Here is an 18939-nt window from a genome sequence, read left to right on the forward strand (position 1 = left end):
CTTTCTACCGTGACCATCAGACATTGTTCGACATGAGGGGAGTACGCGGATGCGCATGGGAATTCTGGGCACCGGAACGCTGGCCGCGGCGCTCGGCGAAGCCTGGGCACGCGCCGGGCACGAGCTGACCGTCGCGGGACGATCTCCGTCCAAGGCGCGCGAGCTCGCCGACCGGCTGGGCGGGGGAGCACGCGCGCTCACGCCCCGCCAGGCCGTCGAGGATCGTGACGCCGTGCTGCTCGCGGTGTCCTGGCAGGGCGCCGAGGACATGCTGCGCGACGCGGGCGCGGCCGAAGGCTCGCTGGCGGGAATCCCGTTGATCGATCCGACGAACGCCGTCGAGCACGGCGTGGGCGTGGTGCTGACCGCACCCGGCGAGGCGATGGCACAGCGGATCGCCCGGCTGTCTCCCGGCGCGCACGTCGTGAAGGCCTTCAACGTCTTCCCCTCCGCCCAGTGGACCGGCGCCGGTGGCGAACCCCCTGTCACGGTGGCGATGTGCGGTGACGATCCTCGGGCGTTGCGCGTGGTCGGCGACCTGGTGCGTGATGCCGGCGGAGTCCCGGCCGTACTGGGGCCGCTGGATCGCGCCCGCCAGCTTGAGGAGGTCGCGGGCTTCGTCATCGGGCTGGCCTTCGCCGGCACCGACCCCGGCTCCGCCATCCCGCACCTCCCCACGGCGGCCGCGTGAGGGCGGTCATCCCCTGGGGCCGCAGGGCGAGACGAGGAGGTGCGCGGCGACGAGGACGACGAGCCAGACCAGAGCGCGCCTGGCCGACCGGCGAGACGGCGCTCACCCATCGTCCGGGAAACGGCGGGCTCGTCACCGTCCCGGACGCCCGCCGTTGACCAGCCGCGAAGTTCTGTCGCCATGTGTGGATTTGTACGCGGATGTCGCCCCGGATCCTTCCTAAGTTTTGCGTTGCCGGACAACACCGGCACCACCACTGATGGGAGTCAGGAATCATGCGTAAGCTTCTCGCCGCCACGGCCATCGCCGGTTCGATCGCCGCCGGTCTGGCCATCGCGCCCGCCGCCAACGCGCAGAGCGCCACCACCGCCACCCAGAGCCGGTCGGGCATCGTGGCCTGGAAGAAGCTGTTCTCCAGCGACGGTAAGGCCTACACCCGCGGCGTCGTGCAGAAGACCGGCCCCGGCGTGTGGCGGATCAGCTGGAAGGGCTTCGACAAGGCCGGCGGCAAGAAGGGCTACGCCTGGTTCCGCTACCAGAAGAACGGTCAGTGGAAGAGCCGCGTCACCGCCTGGGACGGCGTCACCGGCATCCGCCAGTTCGAGCTGCGCGGCATCAAGAAGCTGTTCACCTACACCTGCTGGGCGGGCAAGTCCGACAACTGCGGCAAGAAGCTCTGGCTCGTCAAGTAAGCCCATCCGCTTCGGCTACATTCCGTAGTCGAACAGGTGAGAACTGTTACCAAGGCTCTTGGGGATGTCCATGAGCGGGGGGAGGCTGTGCGGTGGTGGGCCCTCATCGTCGAGGGCCCTGATCTGCGAAGGAGCGGCATCCCCGATGACGAAGCTTCTCTCTGCGGCCCGCCGGGCCGGCGTGGCCGTCCTGGCCACGATGATCGGGCTGGCGATCCTCGCCGTCCCCGCCACCGCGACGGCCGCGACCGTGTGCGCCAAGACCCCCGTCCTCGCCAAGCAGTCGCAGGTACGCGCGGCTGATCCGGCCTACTTCGAGATGACGGACGTCACCGGCGCCAGGTTCGTCGTCCAGCTCACCGACGCCGCCAAGATCGCGCACGCCCGCAGGATCCTCAGCGGTGAGGAGACGCACAGGGTCCACGTCATCGGCCGGATCATCAAGAGGACGGCGCCCTACAACCCGGGCTGGAGCTTCCACTACGACCCCGCCACGATCGACTTCTTCGAGGTGGCCATCGAGGTCTGCGACTCCACGATCCCCTACACCGAGGACCACCTCGACGAGGCGTGCGGCGCGTTCCTGCCCGGCTGCGTGTGGTGTCCCTGGACCTCCCGGCTGGTCCGCGAACTGGCCGGCCGATAGCCGGGCGTAGCCCCTCGGACGGGCCCGCCGCACACGACTCCGCGACGAGGGCGGCGCCGCGTGCGGCGGGCGTCCCGCATCGGGGACGCGCCCGCGACCGCTCTATCAGAAGATCGCCACCATCCCGGAACGCTCCCGGGCGAAGTGCCTCTTTTGATATCGCGATCTCTTCTCTAGCGTCGGCATATCCGCTGGCACATCACCCGGAAGGGATCACCGATGTCGCACCCCCCAACCGCCGAGGCGGCCTTACCCCCCGACACCGGCCTGGCCCGCGAGGACTACGCGCTCGAGCGCGTCCCCGCCACGGCCCGCTACGGCTGGATGACCATCGCCGTGCAGCGCTTCGGCCTGCTCAGCGCGCTGTCGCAGTTTCTCCTGGGCGCCACCCTCGGTCTCGGCATGACGTTCTGGCAGGCCGTGCTCGCCGTCACCCTGGGCGCCGCCATCCTGGAACTGGTCGCGATCGCGCTCGGCGTCGCCGGGATGCGCGAGGGCCTGTCGACCAGCCTGCTGGCGCGCTGGGCCGGTTTCGGCCGGTACGGCTCCGGCCTGGTCGGCCTGGTCATCGCCACCGCGCTGCTCGGCTGGTTCGGCGTGCAGACCGCCGTGCTGGCCCGGGGCGTCTCCGGCCTGCTCGGCGGCTCACCGGCGTGGATCTGGGCCATCGCCGGCGGACTGGTCATCACCGCGATCGTGGTGCACGGCTTCGCCGGCATGGCGTGGACCGCCTGGATCACCGTCCCGGCGTTCCTGGCGCTGGCCGGCTGGGCGATCGCGGTCGAACTGGCCCAGCGCCCGCTCGGCGAGCTCATCGCCTCCAGCCCGGCGGGCCCGGCGATGAGCCTGGCGCAGGGCGCGACCCTGGTCGCGGGCGGGTTCATCGTCGGCGCGGTCATCTCGCCGGACATGTGCCGCTTCAACCGCAACGCCGCCGACGTCGTCAAGCAGACCGTGCTCGGCATCTCCCTGGGCGAGTACGTGCTCGCGCTCGTCGGCGTCCTGCTGGCCCACGCGCTGCGTACCGGCGACGTCGTCACCATCGTCACCACCACCTCCGGCACGGTCGGCGTCCTCGTGCTGATCACCGCGACGGCGAAGGTCAACGACTGGAACCTGTACGCCGCCAGCCTGGGCGTCACCAACACCCTCTACACCGCGTTCGGCCTCAAGGCCGGGCGGGCCGCGGTCACCGTCGGGCTCGGCGTGGTCGGCACCGCGCTGGCCGCCCTCGGCATGGCCGACCACCTGGTCGGCTTCCTCATCCTGCTCGGTGTGGCGATCCCGCCGATCGCCGGGATCATGGTGGCCGAGTACTACGTCGTCCGCACGTGGCGGGCCGTACTGGACACCTCGCGCGAGCAGGGCGCCCTGCCCGCGCGCTCGCCCGGCTGGGTGCCCGCGGCGCTGGCCGTCTGGGTGGCCGCCGCGCTCATCGGCCACTACGTCACCTGGGGCATCCCGGCGCTCAACGCGCTGCTGGCCGCCTTCGTCCTGTACGCCCTGGCCGGCAAGGCCGGGCTGACCAGCTCCAACCGGGCATCCGCCGCATGAGCGCGGCGCCGTACCCCGGCCTTCCCACAGACAGGAGCACCGCACCGTGCGCATAGGCATCGACGTGGGCGGAACCCACACCGACGCCGTCCTCCTCGACCCGGCCATGAACGTCGTGGCCACGATCAAGACGGCGACGACCGCCGACGTGACCCGCGGCGTCGTCACGGCGCTGACCGACCTGCTGGACAGCCACAACCTCGACCGCGGCCAGGTCACCGCCGTCATGATCGGCACCACCCACTTCACCAACGCGCTCGTCACCCGCCGCCGCCTGGCCCGCACCGGCGTCGTACGGCTCGCGCTGCCCGCGACCGCCGCACTGCCGCCCACCTCCGACTGGCCGGCCGAGCTGATCGCGGCCATCCGCCCGAGCGTGCACATGTGTCACGGCGGGCACGAGGTCGACGGCCGTCCCATCTCGCCGCTGAAGCCCGACGAGCTCAAGCGGGCCGCCGCCGACCTGGCCGCCCGCGACATCACCACGGTGGCGATCAGCTCGGTCTTCTCACCCGTCACCGCCGAGGCGGAACTGGCCGCCGCCGGCATCCTGCGCGCCGAACTGCCGCACCTGCGGGTGAGCCTGTCCCACCAGATCGGCCGCATCCGGCTGCTGGAACGGGAGTCGGCCACGATCGTCAACGCCTGCCTGCTCGACCTGGCCGACGAGATCGTCGACGCCTTCACCGGCGCCCTCACCGCCGTCGGGGTAAGCGCCCCGCTGTTCCTGTCGCAGAACGACGGCACCCTCATGGACGCCGAGTACACGCGCAGATACCCCGTGCGGACCTTCGCCAGCGGCCCCACCAACAGCATGCGCGGCGCCGCCTTCCTGGCCGACGTCACCGACGCCGCCGTGGTCGACATCGGCGGCACCACCGCCGACGTCGGCGTGCTGACCGGCGGCTACCCGCGCCAGGCCAGCACCGATGTGGACATCGCGGGTGTCCGCACCAACTTCCGCATGCCCGATGTCATCTCCGTCGGCCTGGGCGGCGGCAGCCGCGTCACCCTCGACCCCGGCCTGCGGATCGGCCCCGACTCGGTCGGCTACCGGCTCACCGAGCAGGCCCTGGTCTTCGGCGGCGACACCCTCACCGCCACCGACCTGGCCGTCGCCGCGGGCATGGCCGACCTCGGCGACCCGGCACTCGCCGGCCGGGTGGACCGGGATCTGGCACGGCGGGGAGTGGCGTGGATGGCCGACCGGGTGGCGGGGCTCGTCGACCAGATGCGCCTGAGCGCCGAGCCGCTGCCCGTCGTCATCGTCGGCGGCGGCAGCATCCTCATGCCGCCCGAACTGCCCGGCGTGCCGGAAGTACGCATCCCCGAGCACCACGGCGTCGCCAACGCCATCGGCGCCGCCATCGGCCAGATCGGCGGCGAGGTCGACCGCCTGTTCGTCACCGGCCCCCAGCTCACCCGTACCGACGTCCTCGACCGGGCGCGCGCCGAGGCGATCGAACTGGCCGTCTCGGCCGGAGCCGCTCCCAGCACCGTCCAGGTCGTGCACGTGGACGAGATCCACGTCAACTACCTGCCCGGCAACGCCGTGCGCGTCATCGTCCGCGCCGTCGGCGACCTCGACCTCGGCCGCACCCCGAAGGAGGCGCCCCAGTGGGCTACGACCTGACCCCGCAGGGCCTGCACGACCTGGCGGAAGGCGCCGCCGTCCTGGGCACCGGCGGCGGTGGAGACCCCTACATCGGGCGCCTGCTGGTGGAGAAGGAGATGGCGGCGGGCCGTACCGTGCACATCATCGGCGCCGGCGAACTGCCCGACGGCGCGCTCGTGCTGCCGTCGTCGATGATGGGCGCTCCGACGGTGTTCGTGGAAAAGCTCCCGTCCGGCGACGGCAACGCGGCCGCGTTCCGCGCCCTGGAAAGGCATCTCGGGCGTACGGCTCACGCCGTCATGCCGACCGAGTGCGGCGGCCTGAACAGCATGATCCCGCTCATGCTCGCCGCCCAGCTCGGCCTGCCCGTCGTCGACGCCGACGGCATGGGACGGGCCTTCCCCGAGCTCCAGATGCAGACCTTCGGCGTCCTGGGCGTGTCCGGCTCGCCCATGGCCATCGCCTCCGACCACGGCGACACCGCCATCATCACCGCGGGCGACAACAAGCGCATGGAACAGCTCGCCCGCGCGCTGACGATCCAGATGGGCGGCGCCTCCTTCATCAGCGACTACCCGATGGACACGGCGGAGGTCCGGCGTACCTCCGTCCACGGCACGCTGACGCTCTGCCGCCGCATCGGCGAGACGCTGCGCGAGGCCCGCGCCACCCACGCCGACCCCTTCGACGCCCTCACCAAGATGCTCGCCGGCACGATCTACAGCCTCGGCACGGTCCTGTTCCACGGCAAGGTCGTCGACGTCGAACGCCGCACCGTGGACGGCTTCGCCCGCGGCAGGGCCAGGCTGGAGGCGACCGGCGACCCCGGCGACGTCCTGGAGATCACCTTCCAGAACGAACACCTCGTCGCCCGCCGCAACGGCACGATGGTCGCGATCGTCCCCGACCTCATCTGCACACTCAACACCGAGTCCGGTGCGCCCATCCCCACCGAATCCCTCGCCTACGGCCAGCGCCTGACCGTCTACGGCATCTCCACCCCGCCGATCATGCGGACCCCCGAAGCCCTGGCCTGCTTCGGCCCCGCGGGCTTCGGCCTGCCCGACCCGTACGTCCCCCTGGAAGATCTGTGATCAGCCGCCGGAGCCGCCCCCGCGCGGCTCCGGCGGCCAGGTTTTTCATCTCACAAAAGGCGGCGTTATGTAAAAAAGGATGGTGGGCGGTGAAAAACGCCATTCATACACTGTGGCCGACAAAAAACCTCCCGTAGGAGGCCTCCATGGCCGTCATCAAATTGGCGTTGTCCGCCCTGCTCGTCATCATGGCGCAGGGCGGTGCCGCGTTCAGCTTGACGAGTAGCGCCTTCTCGCCCGGCGGCGTGATCCCGACGGTTCACGAATGCACCAGCGGCGGCAGCGACCCGCGCCAGCGGAACGAGTCCCCGCCGCTGTCGTGGACCGGCGCCCCGGCCACCGCCAGGAGCTACGCGATAGTGATGCGCGACCTCGACAACAACAATCTCATTCACTGGGTGATCTATGACATTCCGGTGAGCGTGACCTCGCTCCCGCAGAATGTCGACCACGCCTACAGGCCGTCGATCCCCTCGGGATCCAGGCAGGTCTACTACCGCGGCAGCGCGAGCCTGTTCGGATACCAGGGCCCCTGCTCGCCGCGCACGGTGAACACCTACGAGTTCGTGGTCCACGCACTCAACAGGGCGACATTGTCCGAACTGACCTCCAGTTCGTCCACGCAGACCGCGGCGAGGGTCATCGGCAACGCGTCGCTGGGATCGGCGAGGCTGTCCGGCGAGTCGTGAACCAGTCTCCTTGTGGAACGCCGTGGAACCGGGTGTCACGCCCTCTCGGGTGAGGACGAACTCCCGCGAACGGAAGGACACAAGAGATGAAGGCAACCGGCGAAAGGGTCATCCGGGCGGGCGGAGTGCTGCTGATCGCGGCACTCGCGCTCACCGGCGTCGCCGCACCCGCCTCGGCCACCGGCCAGGGCGCGGCGGGCACGTGCAGGCTGACCATCCAGCGGGTCCCCGGGCCCGACCTGTACCAGGTGGACGTCTCCTGCACCGACGCCCAGGTGCTCAACTTCACGCTCATGGGCTCGGACCCGTGGCCCAACCCCGATGACCGGCTGGTCCGGATCCTCGGCTCGTCGAAAGTCATCGGAGGCGACTTTCTCAACGAGGACATCGGCGCCCGCGACGAGGTCTACGCCAAGGTGGCGTACCAGATACCGGGCGGGAGCAGCGGGAGCCGTAACTCCAACACGGTGACCGGCCGCTTCGGCTCACTGTTCACCTAGAGATCCCCAGGGGCCGGCGCCCCGGTTTCCCACGTTTTCCCAACCGGCGGCGCCGCTCTACCCACCGGGTGAGCCCCCGATCGATCCTGAGGCGAATCACATGCCACGGGGAATCGTGTACCAGGGGAGCACGCATGGGGCTACGAAGGTGGACGGCCGTCCTGACCGCGGCGGCGCTGGTCATGGCAGGCCTGGTCGTCACGGCTTGGACGCCGCGCAGGGCGGATGCCCAGGCGGTGGACATCGCGACCGCGTGGATGGTCAAACCGCTGTACCGATTACGGGGCACCACCACGAACGACAACACGCTGTTCACCACCTGGGAGACGGAGTACGACAGCGCGGTGGCCAAATGGGGCTACACCCCCGAGGGCCAGGTTCTGCACGTCGCGCGTGAGGCGGTGACGGGGCTGTCGCCGGTGACCGGCATGCGGAAGTCTGGCGGCGACCGCATCTTCACCCTCGATGAGGCCGAGCGCGACCAGGCCGTGGCGCAGGGCTACGTGGACGAGGGCGTCCGCTTCCACGCGCAGGCGGCGGACGGGGAGGGACTGCTCCCCGTCCATCAGCTGATCAAGGGCCCTTCCCACCGGTACGTCGTGGGCGAGGCGGAGAAGGCCCGCGCGCTGGCCGAAGGCTGGACCTACCAGAAGGTCGCCTTCTACGGACGGGGCTCGTTCACGAAGAAGCTGCTGGTCAACGGGGAGTTCACCACCGACACCTCGTCCTGGCAGGCGGCCGGCCCGGCCACGCTGGCGGCCGAGAACGGCGCCGCGAAGATCACCGTGGCCGGCGGCACCACCGAACCCGCGCAGGCGCACGTGCGCCAGAGCGGCCGGACGTTGCAGGCCAAGCGGACCTACACGCTGTCGTTCGACGCCCACGCCACGGCCGAGGTGGCGATCAGAGCCGTGGTCTGCGAGGAGAGCGAGACCTGCCCGGAGATCTTCGCCACCGAGGTGGAGCTCACCGATCAGCCGCAGCGCTTCTCCTACACCTTCGACTCCACCGCCGACACCGCCCAGGGCGCGCTCACGTTCCAGCTCGGCGGCAAGGGCGAGCTGACGGCCTTCCTGGACAACGTGTCGCTGACGGAGCGCAAGTGGACCGTCTCCACCGATCCGCGGCCGACCGAGGCCGAGGCGCTGGCCGCCGCGGAGACCTCGGGCCAGCTCGTGGAGGTGCTCGCCGAGCGGGGTGAGGCGCGGGAGGTGTACGCCACCCCCGAGGGCACGATGTACGTCCAGGACCGCCTCACCCCGATCCGCATGAAGCAGGGTGACACGTGGGTCCCCTTGTACAACGGCCTGCGCTTCAAGGACGGGGCGGTCCGGCCGTACACCTCGCTGGTGGATCTGAAGCTGTCGGCCGGCGGGACCGGACCGATGGCGACGCTCACCCGTTCCGGCCACACGATGTCGCTGACCTGGCCGAGCACGCTGCCCGCGCCGACCCTGGACCACGACACCGCCGTGTACACCGGGGTGATGGGCCCGGACGTGGACCTGCGGGTCAAGGCGACGCCGGACGGCTTCGCGCACACGCTGGTGGTCAAGACCCCGGCCGCCGCGCAGGATCCCCGTCTGGCCACGCTGACCCTGACGCTGGCGGCGCCGACACTCACCGTGAGCACGAACGCGGAGGGCACGCAGGAGGCGGTCGATCCGGCCAACGACGCGGTGATCTTCGAGGCGCCCAAGCCGATCATGTGGGACTCGGCGCCGGCTCCCGGGGGCCCGGCCGCGCTGACGACCGGTGAGGACGGCCCGGTGGATCCGCCAGCCACCCATGCGACGGACGCGGCGCCGGGCGACGCCTCGAAGATCGCCACGATCGGCACCGAGCTGTCCGGCGGCCGGCTCACGCTGGTCCCGGACGCGGCCATGCTGAACGCGGCCGACACGACGTTCCCGGTGTACATCGACCCGATGTACCGCACGCCGATGAGCTCGGCCAACCTGATGGTGGCCAGCAGCGGGTTCGAGATCTACAACTTCACCAAGGACCAGGGGATGGGCCGGTGCCCGATCGGCCTGCCCTCCAGCGGCCGCAGCTGCGGCTCCCCGCACAGGAAGCGGCTGTTCTACCGCGTCCCGACCGGATGGCTGGCCGGCAAGCAGATCCTGTCGGCCGAGTTCCACGTGCGGGAGGTGTGGGCGGCCTCGGGCAGCAAGCGGCCGGTCAACATCCATCTGGCCAAGGCGTTCGGCAAGAGCTCCACCTGGAACTCGACCTCCGACAACTGGCTGCGCAAGCTGGACAGCCGCAACGTGGCCAAGGGCTGGTCCGGGTGTGCCGCCAGCACCTGCCCGGCCGGTGACGTGCTGTTCAACGTCACCTCGGGAGTCCAGGAGGCGGCGCGGAAGGGCTGGCGCGACACCACGTTCGGGCTGCGCGCCGCCGACGAGGGCGATCAGCTGGGCTGGAAGCGGTTCGAGTCGCGCGCCTTCCTGCGCGTGCACTACAACCGGCCGCCGCTGCAGCCGAGGATGAGCCAGCTGGAGATGGAGCCGGGCGGCCCGTGCAAGGGGCCGGGCAACCCGTCGGTGTTCAACTGGTCGACGCCGAAGCTGATCGCCAAGAACCTGCGCGACCCCGACACCTACAACCGCACCGCCGACAAGGTCCGGGCGGAGTTCCTGGTGTCCTGGAAGAACGCCGCCGGGCAACCCCGGACCTGGCGGCACTTCACCGACCCGAAGAGCGCCAGGTCGGGCAAGGTGGCCAACAGCTTCATGGCGCACGTTCCGCGCGGCCTGCTGCCGGAGAACACCGTGATCAACTGGCAGGTCCGGGCCTGGGACAGCCGCAAGGGCAAGGGGCCGTGGAGCTCGAACGGCGCGGCGACCGCCTGCTACTTCGTCTTCGACACCAAGGCACCACCACTGCCGGTGATCACCTCACCGGGCCCTGAGGGGTACGTCGCGGAGAACCCCCTCGATCCGGCACAGGTGCCGCAGGACGGCATGGGCCGCTACGGCAGGTTCGTCGTCACCTTCGACCCGTCGGTGACCGAGTGGGCGTACGCGGTGAACGAGGATCCCACCCAGTTCCGCCGCCGGAGCGCGGGCAGCGCCACCGAGACGGTCCAGCTTCTCCCCAAGGTCATCGGCAGCAACAGCCTCTACGTACGCGTCAGGGACCAGGCGGGCAACTACTCCAAGGGCTCGGCCGTCTACCGGTTCCGGGTCGCCCCCGGCCGCGCGCCGAAGGCGCACTGGAAGCTCAACGACCCCGCGGGCTCGCTCACCCTGGCCGACACGCGGGGCCGCTTCCCCGCCCGGGTGTCCGGCACGCCGCAACTGGGCGTGGCCGGTTCACGCGGCACCGCGATGGCCGGCAACGGCACCACCGCGTTCGCCCGTACCGACACCGCGGTGCTGGACACCACGCAGAGCTTCACGGTGACCGCGTGGGCCAAGCTGCCCGACACCCTGCCCACGGGGTACGCGACCGTGGCGGCCCAGGACGGCGTCAACGTGTCGGGCTTCTGCCTGCGCTATGACCCGAACGCCAAGAAGTGGGTGTTCTGGCGGATGCACTCCGACGCGACGTCGGTCCCGTCCTCCAGCGCCTGGTCGGCCAAGCCCGCCAAACCCGGCGAATGGACCCACCTGATGGGCGTGTACGACGCCGTCGCCAAGAAGGTGCGCCTCTACGTCAACGGCGAGCCCGGCACCGAGATGGACTACACCAGCGCCTGGCGGGCCGGCGGCCCGCTCACGATCGGCCGGGTCCAGTGGGCCGCCACGCCGCTCGACTTCTTCCCCGGGAAGATCGACGACGTGCGCGTCTACGACCGGATCGTCACCGTCGAGGAGGCGGCGGCGCTGTCGAAGGAGATGCTGACGGTGGCGCACAAGTGGCACCTGAACAACTCTCCCGCCGACAGCGGTGAGGCGATCAGAACCCCCGTCCGCCTGTACGGCGCCGCCCGCTTCGTGCCCAGGACCCCCATGAGCAACAGCGCCGTGCCCGGCTCCCTGCACCTGCCCGGCGCGGCGGGCGACTACGCCGGCATCGCCGCGGCGATCCTGGACCCGAGGGAGAGTTTCACCCTCTCGGCCTGGGTGGAGACCAGCGGGAACGCGCGCAAGGCGATGACCGTGCTCGACCTGCCCACGGCCACCGGCAGCGCGCTGCGGGTGAAGTTCGATCCCGGCCGCGGCGATCCGGACATGGGAGAGATCGGCCGCTACGTGGTGGAGATCCCGGGCGCCGGCATCGTCGAACACCCGGCCTTCCACACCGGCTTCGGCGACTGGGACCACCTCGCGATCGTCTACAACGCGCGGGAGAAGTCGCTGGAGCTCTGGGTGAACGGCACCCTTGAAGCGGCCCCGGAGGCGGAGGTCAAGTCCTACCGCCACGACGTCGCCCTGACCGGGCCCGTCACCTCGGCGCAGATCGGCCGCGGCGGCACCGCGGCCAACTGGTCCGGCCACGTCGACGACGTCTGGGTGCTGCGCGGCCCCGCCGACGAGACCCTGATCGACCTGCTGTCGCTGTGGTCGGAGATGTCGGTCGTCTCAGAAGACGCGCTCAACGACAACGACTCCGACTGACCCCGCCACGGGGCCGCCGCGCCGCCGCGGCGGCCCCGTCACCCCCACTCTTTGTTTGGAGGTACGGCATGCGCGTCCATGCCGCACGCCGCCGTCGCGCGTCCTTATCCCGGATGCTCCGGGCGGTGCTCACCCTGATGCTCACGGCGGGACTGCTGTTCGTCCCCCCGACCTTCCGATCAGCGGCCGCCGCCTCCGAGCGCGACCGGCCCAAACCCGTGGACCGGGAACGCGTCGTGCCCGGCAGGCCCGCCGCGGTGAAACCCCGGATCAGCGAGCCGAAGGCGCCCGACCCGGTCGCGGCCTGGCCCGCGCCCGGCACGGCCGAGGTCGACCTGGCGGCGTCCGCCGTCACGACCCGGCGGGCCGGTACCGTCAGGGCCGCGCCGGCGGACGCGTCGTCCACCGGGCGGGTGAGGATCCAGACCCATGACCGTGCCGCCTCGCGGCGCGCCGGCGTCAGCGGCCCGATCATCACCGCGACCCGCACCGCCGGACCACCCGGCAAGGTGACGATGACGGTGGACTACGCGCCCTTCGCCGAAGCCTACGGAGGCGGCTTCGGCTCCCGCATGCGCCTGGCGGCGCTGCCCGCGTGTGCCCTGACCAGCCCGGACAAGGCCGAGTGCCGGCAGGCCGTACCGCTGAAGGGGCGTAACGACAGCGCGGCCAGGACGCTCGGCGCGGACGTGGACCTCGGCGCCGAGCCGATGGTGCTGGCCGTGACGTCGGCGGCGGCGGGCGACAAGGGCGACTTCGGGGTCACCTCGCTGTCGCCGTCGGCGACCTGGCAGGTCAGCGCCCAATCGGGAGACTTCTCCTGGTCCTACCCGCTGCGGGTGCCGCCGGTGCCGGGCGGGCTGGTGCCGAACCTGGCGGTCAACTACTCCTCGGCCGCCATCGACGGCCGCACGGTCAGCAGCAACAACCAGGCCTCGTGGGTGGGCGACGGCTTCGAGCTGTCGCCCGGGTTCATCGAGCGCAAGTACAAGTCCTGCAAGGACGACGGCGTGCCGAAGGACCCGACCTACCAGGTCGAGCCCATGGACCAGTGCTGGGCCTACGACAACGCCACGCTCTCCCTGGGCGGATCGGGCGGCGAGCTCATCCCGACCGGCGCGAACACCTGGGTCCTGGCCAAGGACAACGGGACGAAGGTCCAGCGGCTCACCGGCACCGACGCCGACACGGGCAACGGCGACGACGACAACGAGTACTGGCGCGTGACCACCCCCGACGGCACCCAGTACTTCTTCGGCAAGAACCGCCTGCCGGGCTGGAGTTCCGGCAAGCCGCAGACCAACGCCGCCTGGGAGGTGCCGGTCTTCGGCAACAACAACGGCGAGCCGTGCCACAAGGGCGCCTTCAAGGACTCCTGGTGCGCGCAGGGCTGGCGGTGGAACCTCGACTACATCGAGGACACACGCGGCAACGCCGTCGCCTTCTACTACGCCAAGGAGAAGAACCACTACGGCCGCAACCTGCGCGCCGCCGACGACACCCCCTACACCCGCGGCGGCCACCTGACCTCCATCCAGTACGGCCTGCGTAGCGGCAACCTGTTCCCCGCCACCCCGCCGGCCCAGGTGGACTTCACCAACGCCGAACGCTGCCTGGCCGACGAATGCGGCGACATCGGCGCCCACCCGGCCCGCTGGCCGGACGTGCCCTGGGACATGAACTGCGACCAGGGCACCGAGTGCAAGGACGGCAAGGGTACGGCGACGCCGAGCTTCTGGACCCGCAAGCGCCTGACGAAGGTCACCACCAAGGTCGTCAACCCGGCGGGCACCGGCCACCGCGAGGTGGACTCGTGGCAGTTCAAGCACCTGTGGGGCATCGCCGACGTGGACCGGCAGCTCAAACTCACCGACATCGCCCACACCGGGCACGCCGGACCCGCGCCGATCACCACGCCGCCGGTCAGCTTCGTCTACCAGCAGCTGGCCAACCGGGTGGACAAACTCGGCGACGACGTCGGCCCGTTCATCAAGGAACGCGTGGCCGCCATCCAGAACGAGACCGGCGGCAAGCTCGACATCACCTACTCGGAGATGGACTGCACCCCCTCCGACCTGCCCGAACCGGCGACCAACCGGCGCCGCTGCTTCCCCACGTTCTGGCAGAACGCCAACGGCGGGGCCGACCCGAGCCTGGACTGGTTCCACAAGTACGTGGTGCGCGCGCTGATCCAGACCGACCTGACCGGCGGCGGCTCGGACATGGTCACCCGCTACGACTACAGCATCGGCAAGCCCGCCTGGCACTACGCCGACGACGACGGCATCACCCCGCAGAAGTTCAAGACGTGGTCGAACTGGCGCGGCTACGACAAGGTCCGCGTGATCAGCGGCGCCACCAGCGCCTCCAGCGGCGGCACGCCGTCCCAGACCGACCAGTGGTTCTTCCAGGGCATGCACGGCGACCGCGCCGGCCCCTCCGGCGGCACCAAGACCGTCACCCTCCCGGACGGCGAGGGTGGCAACCTCACCGACCACGAGTCGCTGCACGGCATGACCCTGCGCACCGTCACCTACGACAAGGTGGGCGGCGAGCCGGTGAGCAAAGCCGTCACCAGCCCGTGGCACCACCAGACCGCCAGTAAGTCCCGTCCGTGGGGCACGATGACGGCCAACCTCACCGGGACCAAGACGACCCGCACCTTCGCCCTGGCCGGATCCTCCTGGCAGCAGACCCGCTCCACGGTGACCGACTTCGACCTCACCAACGGCGCGGCGCTGGCCATCGATGACGAAGGCGAGGTCGGCGTACCCGGCGACGAGGAGTGCACCAGGACCGAGCTGACCGCCGACGGACCGCGGGTGCTGCGGCTGGCGGCCCGGGTGATCACGGTGGCCCGGCGCTGCGCCGACCAGCCGAACCTGACCGCCGACCTGGTCGCCGACGTACGCAGCTACTACGACGACAAGGCGTTCAAGGCGGCGCCCGCGCACGGCGACGTGACCAAGACCGAGCGGGCGGCCGCGGCCACGGCGACCGCGATCACCTCCTACCAGGTGATGGCCCGGTCGAGCTTTGACGTCCTGGGCCGGCCCAAGACCGTCACCGACGCCGACGGGCAGGTCACCTCCACCGGCTACTCCGAATCGCACGGCGTTACCACCGAGGTGACCTCGACCACCCCGCGGGCCACGGCCACCGACCCCGAATCGGCCATGACCACCACACGGGTGCTGGATCCGGCCTGGGGCCTGGCGATCCGGGAGACCAATCCCGGCGGCAGGACGACCATCGCGGATCGTGACGCGCTGGGGCGCACCTCGAAGGTCTGGGGGCCCGGCCGTACGAGGAGCCAGGTTCCCGACAACGAGTACCGGTACCTGATGAACCCCGGCGCGATCGTGGCCGTGGGCGCCAAGACGCTGACCAAGGACGGCGGCCAGCAGGCCTCCTACACCCTGTTCGACGGCTGGCTGCGGCCACGCCAGTCGCAGGCCCCCGGACGGGACCACACCACCGGCACCAAGGGCCGGATCATCTCCGACACCGTCTACAACGGGGCCGGGCAGGTCCACTACACCTTCGCGCCCTACTACGCCGACGGCGACCCGCAGCCCACCCGGTTCGGCGCGGCCGCCGTGGGCGCGGTGGAGAGCCAGGTCTGGAACACCTACGACGGCCGCGGCCGGCTGCTCGTCGAACGGCTGCTGTCGGGCAACAGCGACGGCGCGGCCAACGAGCTGTGGAACACCCGCTACGAGTACGGCGACGACTGGACCAAGGTCATCCCGCCGTCCGGCGGCACCCCGGTGACCACCTACACCGACGTGCACGGCCGTACCCGGGAAGTGCACCAGCACCGCGCGGCGGGACCGGTCGTCACGACGTTCGCCTACAACCACCGCGGCCAGCCGGAGTCGGTGACCGGCCCCGGCAACCAGGTCTGGACCTACACCTACGACCTGCTCGGCCGCCGGGTGCGGACCGACGACCCCGACCGCGGCGTGGAAAAGGTCGCCTACGACACCCTCGACCGGCCGGTGCTCACCACCGACGCCCGCAACCACAAGATCGGCGTCCAGTACGACGGCCTGGGCCGCGCGATCGCCAAGTACGACGCCACCAGCTCCTCACCCGGCACCAAGATCGCCGAATGGGTGTACGACACCGTCCGCAAGGGCCAGCTGACCAGCTCCACCCGCATCGTCGGCAACGACCGCTACACCACCCAGGTGGAGGAGTACGACAACCTGGACCGCCCCCAGCGCACCAGGATGACCCTGCCCGCCGCCGAAGGAGCCCTGGCGCCGGCCGGCGGCTACGTCTTCGACACCAGCTACAACCTCGACGGCAGCGTGGCGGCGAGCAGCAGCCCCGCCGTCGGCGGCCTGCCCGCCGAGAACATCGCCTACACCTACGACGACCTCGGCCGCCTGGTCTCCACCAAGTCCCAGCTGTCGACCTACCTCACCGGCGCCGACTACACCAAGACCGGCAGGCTCATCGGCCTGCGCATGCAGTCCGGCGCCGCCGGAAAGCAGATCGACCAGACCTTCGACTACGAGTTCGGCACCGGCCGCCTGGCCAAGGCCACCACCTGGCACTTCGGCATGCCCGGCACCGACCGCAGCACCCAGTACACCTACCAGCCCGCCGGGAACATCACCCAGGTCAAGGACAGCTCCCGCGACGGCGTCGACAACCAGTGCTTCCGCTACGACGAGCTGTCGCGCCTGTCGGAGGCCTGGACCCAGACCGACGACACGCAATGCGCCGAGACCGGCGCGAACACCACCATCGGCGGCCCCGCCCCCTACCGGGCCACCTACACCTACGACGACACCGGCAACCGCCGCAGCGAATCCCTCTACGGCGGCGGCCCGGCAGGCGGCGTCCAGCAGTCCGACCGCACCTACGCCTACGACCCGGCCAAGGCGCACCGCCTCACCACCGTCTCCGGAGCCGCCTCCTACGCCTACGACGCCTCCGGCAACACCACCGAACGCCACACCCAGGGCGGCAACCAGACTTTGACCTGGAACGCCGAAGGCGAGCTCGAACGGGTCAACGACGACAAGAAGGGCGAAACCCGCTTCCTGTACGGCGCCGACGGCGAGCGCCTCATCCGGCGCGACAAGGACGGCACCACCCTGTACCTGCCCGGCCTGGAAGTCCACCTGGCCAAGGGCGCCACCGCCACCACCGCGCGCCGCTTCGTCGGCAACGCCATGCGCACCACCACCGGCGTCACGTACTACATCGGCGACCACCAGGGCAGCGCCGAACTGGCCATCAACGCCGAAACCGGCGCCCTGGGCCAACGCCGCTACGCCCCCTTCGGCCGTCTACGCGGCGCCCAGGGCGAATGGCCGCAGGAACATCAGCGCGGCTTCGTCGGCGGCATCACGGACACGGGCACCGACCTGACCACCCTCGGCGCCCGCAGCTACGACCCCGTCACCGGCCGCTTCATCTCCGTCGACCCCCTCATCCAGATGGGCGACTCCCAGCAGATGAACGGCTACAACTACGCCAACAACAACCCCGTCACCCTGGCCGACCCGACCGGCATGGCCCCCTGCTGCAGCGGCATCGCCTGCACGAAGTCCCTCGATCCCCCCTGCAGAGACGACCAGCTGGACGACGACGACTGCGAAGGCCCCTGCGACTTCGACAGGGCCAAGAAGGGCCTGGAAAGCGGGCGCGACCACGCGGAGAACGAGCGCCGGCAGCAACAGCAGATCGCCGGGCAGAACGCGGCGCTCCAAGCCTTGTTAGGCGCCGGCCTCGGCTTCATCAAAGACTTCCTGAAAATAGAGGACATCAAAGGCTGCTTCGGCGGCAGCGTGGGCAAGTGCGTCAGCCTGATCCTCGAAGTGGTGCCCGCCAAGAAGATCGGTGGCCTGATCTGGAAACTCGCCACCAGGGTCCGGATGGGCATCAAGATCTACAAGAAGGTCCAGGGCGCCGTCAAGGCGGCCCGTCGGGCCATCGAACAGCTCGACGCGAGAATCGAGGACATCAACAAAAAGATCGCCGCCATCGACGCGCTGATGGCCCGCGCGGCGAAACGCGGGAAGAATCCGAAGTCCGCGGGCACGTCGTGCAAGCTGTCCAACAGTTTCACCCCGGATACCAAGGTCCTGCTCGCCGACGGGACCGGAAAACGCATCGACCAGCTGAAACCCGGCGACAAGGTCCTGGCCACCGACCCGGAAACCGGCCGCACCGAAGCCAAGGAGATCCTGGCCACCATCGTCGGTGACGGCACCAAGAACCTCGTCACCATCACCGTGGACACCGGAAAGTCCGTGGGCGACATCATCGCCACCGACGGCCACCCCTTCTGGATAGAAAGCGAAAAGGCCTGGCGCGACGCCAGAGACCTGCGCCCCGGCCAGCTCCTGCGCACCGCCGCGGGCACTTACGTCCAGATCACCGCCGTCAAGTCCCACACCACCCAGGCCCGCGTCCACAACCTGACCGTCGCCGACATCCACACGTACTACGTACTGGTGGGCGCCACCCCGGTTCTCGTTCACAACTGCGGCAAAGGCTCGGACGCCGGCGACGTGGACAAACCCGAACCGATTCATCTGGCGATGGGTATCTCCAGCAAAGGGGGCGTCCAACTGCTGGACCGCTTCGCGGCCTCGGTGGGGGCTGTGACATGGAGAGGCGAGCCGTTCCGGGACCTGTTCACCAGCAACACCGCATCCAATCCGCAGCTGACCCTCATGATGAATCGGGTGCAAGAGCGCGGCGGACGCATCAGCTTCAACCTGGAGGAGATGGAGGACGTGCAAGGTGTGTTGAAGGGAACCTCGGGTATCGGGCTGAGAACGACATTCGAGCTTCAATACGTGTGCGGGCACGCGGCGATACGCGCCATTACGACATTCCACAATGGAGCCGCCCCATGCTGAACAGAG

10 protein-coding genes are annotated in these 18939 nt (G+C 70.2%); all 10 read left to right on the top strand.

Annotation, left to right across the window (positions count from 1 at the left end):
* Nucleotides 1–49 precede the first annotated feature (49 nt).
* The 10 genes from ACIBKY_RS37430 to ACIBKY_RS37475 all read left to right on the top strand — a co-directional run bounded on the left by ACIBKY_RS37430 (nucleotide 50) and on the right by ACIBKY_RS37475 (nucleotide 18933).
* The gene (locus tag ACIBKY_RS37430; protein ID WP_397104379.1) at nucleotides 50–691 is read left to right on the top strand and encodes an NADPH-dependent F420 reductase; all 642 of its coding nucleotides are present in this window, start codon (nucleotides 50–52) and stop codon (nucleotides 689–691) included.
* Nucleotides 692–966: 275 nt separating this feature from the next.
* Nucleotides 967–1383: a hypothetical protein gene (locus ACIBKY_RS37435; RefSeq protein WP_397104381.1), complete on the top strand. Its 417-nt coding sequence runs from the start codon at nucleotides 967–969 to the stop codon at nucleotides 1381–1383.
* Between the two features lie 145 nt (nucleotides 1384–1528).
* Nucleotides 1529–2029, top strand: a complete 501-nt coding sequence (locus tag ACIBKY_RS37440) for a calmodulin-binding protein (RefSeq protein ID WP_397104383.1) — start codon at nucleotides 1529–1531, stop codon at nucleotides 2027–2029.
* 219 nt (nucleotides 2030–2248) lie between these two features.
* Nucleotides 2249–3583: a purine-cytosine permease family protein gene (locus ACIBKY_RS37445; RefSeq protein ID WP_397104385.1), complete on the top strand. Its 1335-nt coding sequence runs from the start codon at nucleotides 2249–2251 to the stop codon at nucleotides 3581–3583.
* 46 nt (nucleotides 3584–3629) lie between these two features.
* Nucleotides 3630–5216, top strand: a complete 1587-nt coding sequence (locus tag ACIBKY_RS37450) for a hydantoinase/oxoprolinase N-terminal domain-containing protein (RefSeq protein WP_397104387.1) — start codon at nucleotides 3630–3632, stop codon at nucleotides 5214–5216.
* Nucleotides 5201–6292: a DUF917 domain-containing protein gene (locus ACIBKY_RS37455; RefSeq protein ID WP_397104389.1), complete on the top strand. Its 1092-nt coding sequence runs from the start codon at nucleotides 5201–5203 to the stop codon at nucleotides 6290–6292. The genes ACIBKY_RS37450 and ACIBKY_RS37455 overlap by 16 nt, the downstream gene beginning before the upstream one ends.
* Nucleotides 6293–6438: 146 nt before the next feature.
* Complete coding sequence (locus ACIBKY_RS37460; protein WP_397104391.1) at nucleotides 6439–6981, top strand: YbhB/YbcL family Raf kinase inhibitor-like protein; 543 nt, start codon at nucleotides 6439–6441, stop codon at nucleotides 6979–6981.
* An 86-nt stretch (nucleotides 6982–7067) separates the two neighbouring features.
* Nucleotides 7068–7481, top strand: coding sequence for a hypothetical protein (locus tag ACIBKY_RS37465; protein ID WP_397104392.1), 414 nt, complete (start codon nucleotides 7068–7070; stop codon nucleotides 7479–7481).
* Nucleotides 7482–7615: 134 nt separating this feature from the next.
* A complete protein-coding gene (locus ACIBKY_RS37470) occupies nucleotides 7616–12046 on the top strand; it encodes a LamG-like jellyroll fold domain-containing protein (protein WP_397104394.1) in 4431 nt (1476 codons plus the stop codon).
* Nucleotides 12047–12171: 125 nt separating this feature from the next.
* The gene (locus tag ACIBKY_RS37475) at nucleotides 12172–18933 is read left to right on the top strand and encodes an RHS repeat-associated core domain-containing protein (protein ID WP_397104396.1); all 6762 of its coding nucleotides are present in this window, start codon (nucleotides 12172–12174) and stop codon (nucleotides 18931–18933) included.
* The last annotated feature ends 6 nt before the right edge of the window (nucleotides 18934–18939 follow it).

It is taken from the genome of Nonomuraea sp. NPDC050394 (assembly GCF_044459065.1).
In the GTDB taxonomy this organism is placed as follows: domain Bacteria; phylum Actinomycetota; class Actinomycetes; order Streptosporangiales; family Streptosporangiaceae; genus Nonomuraea.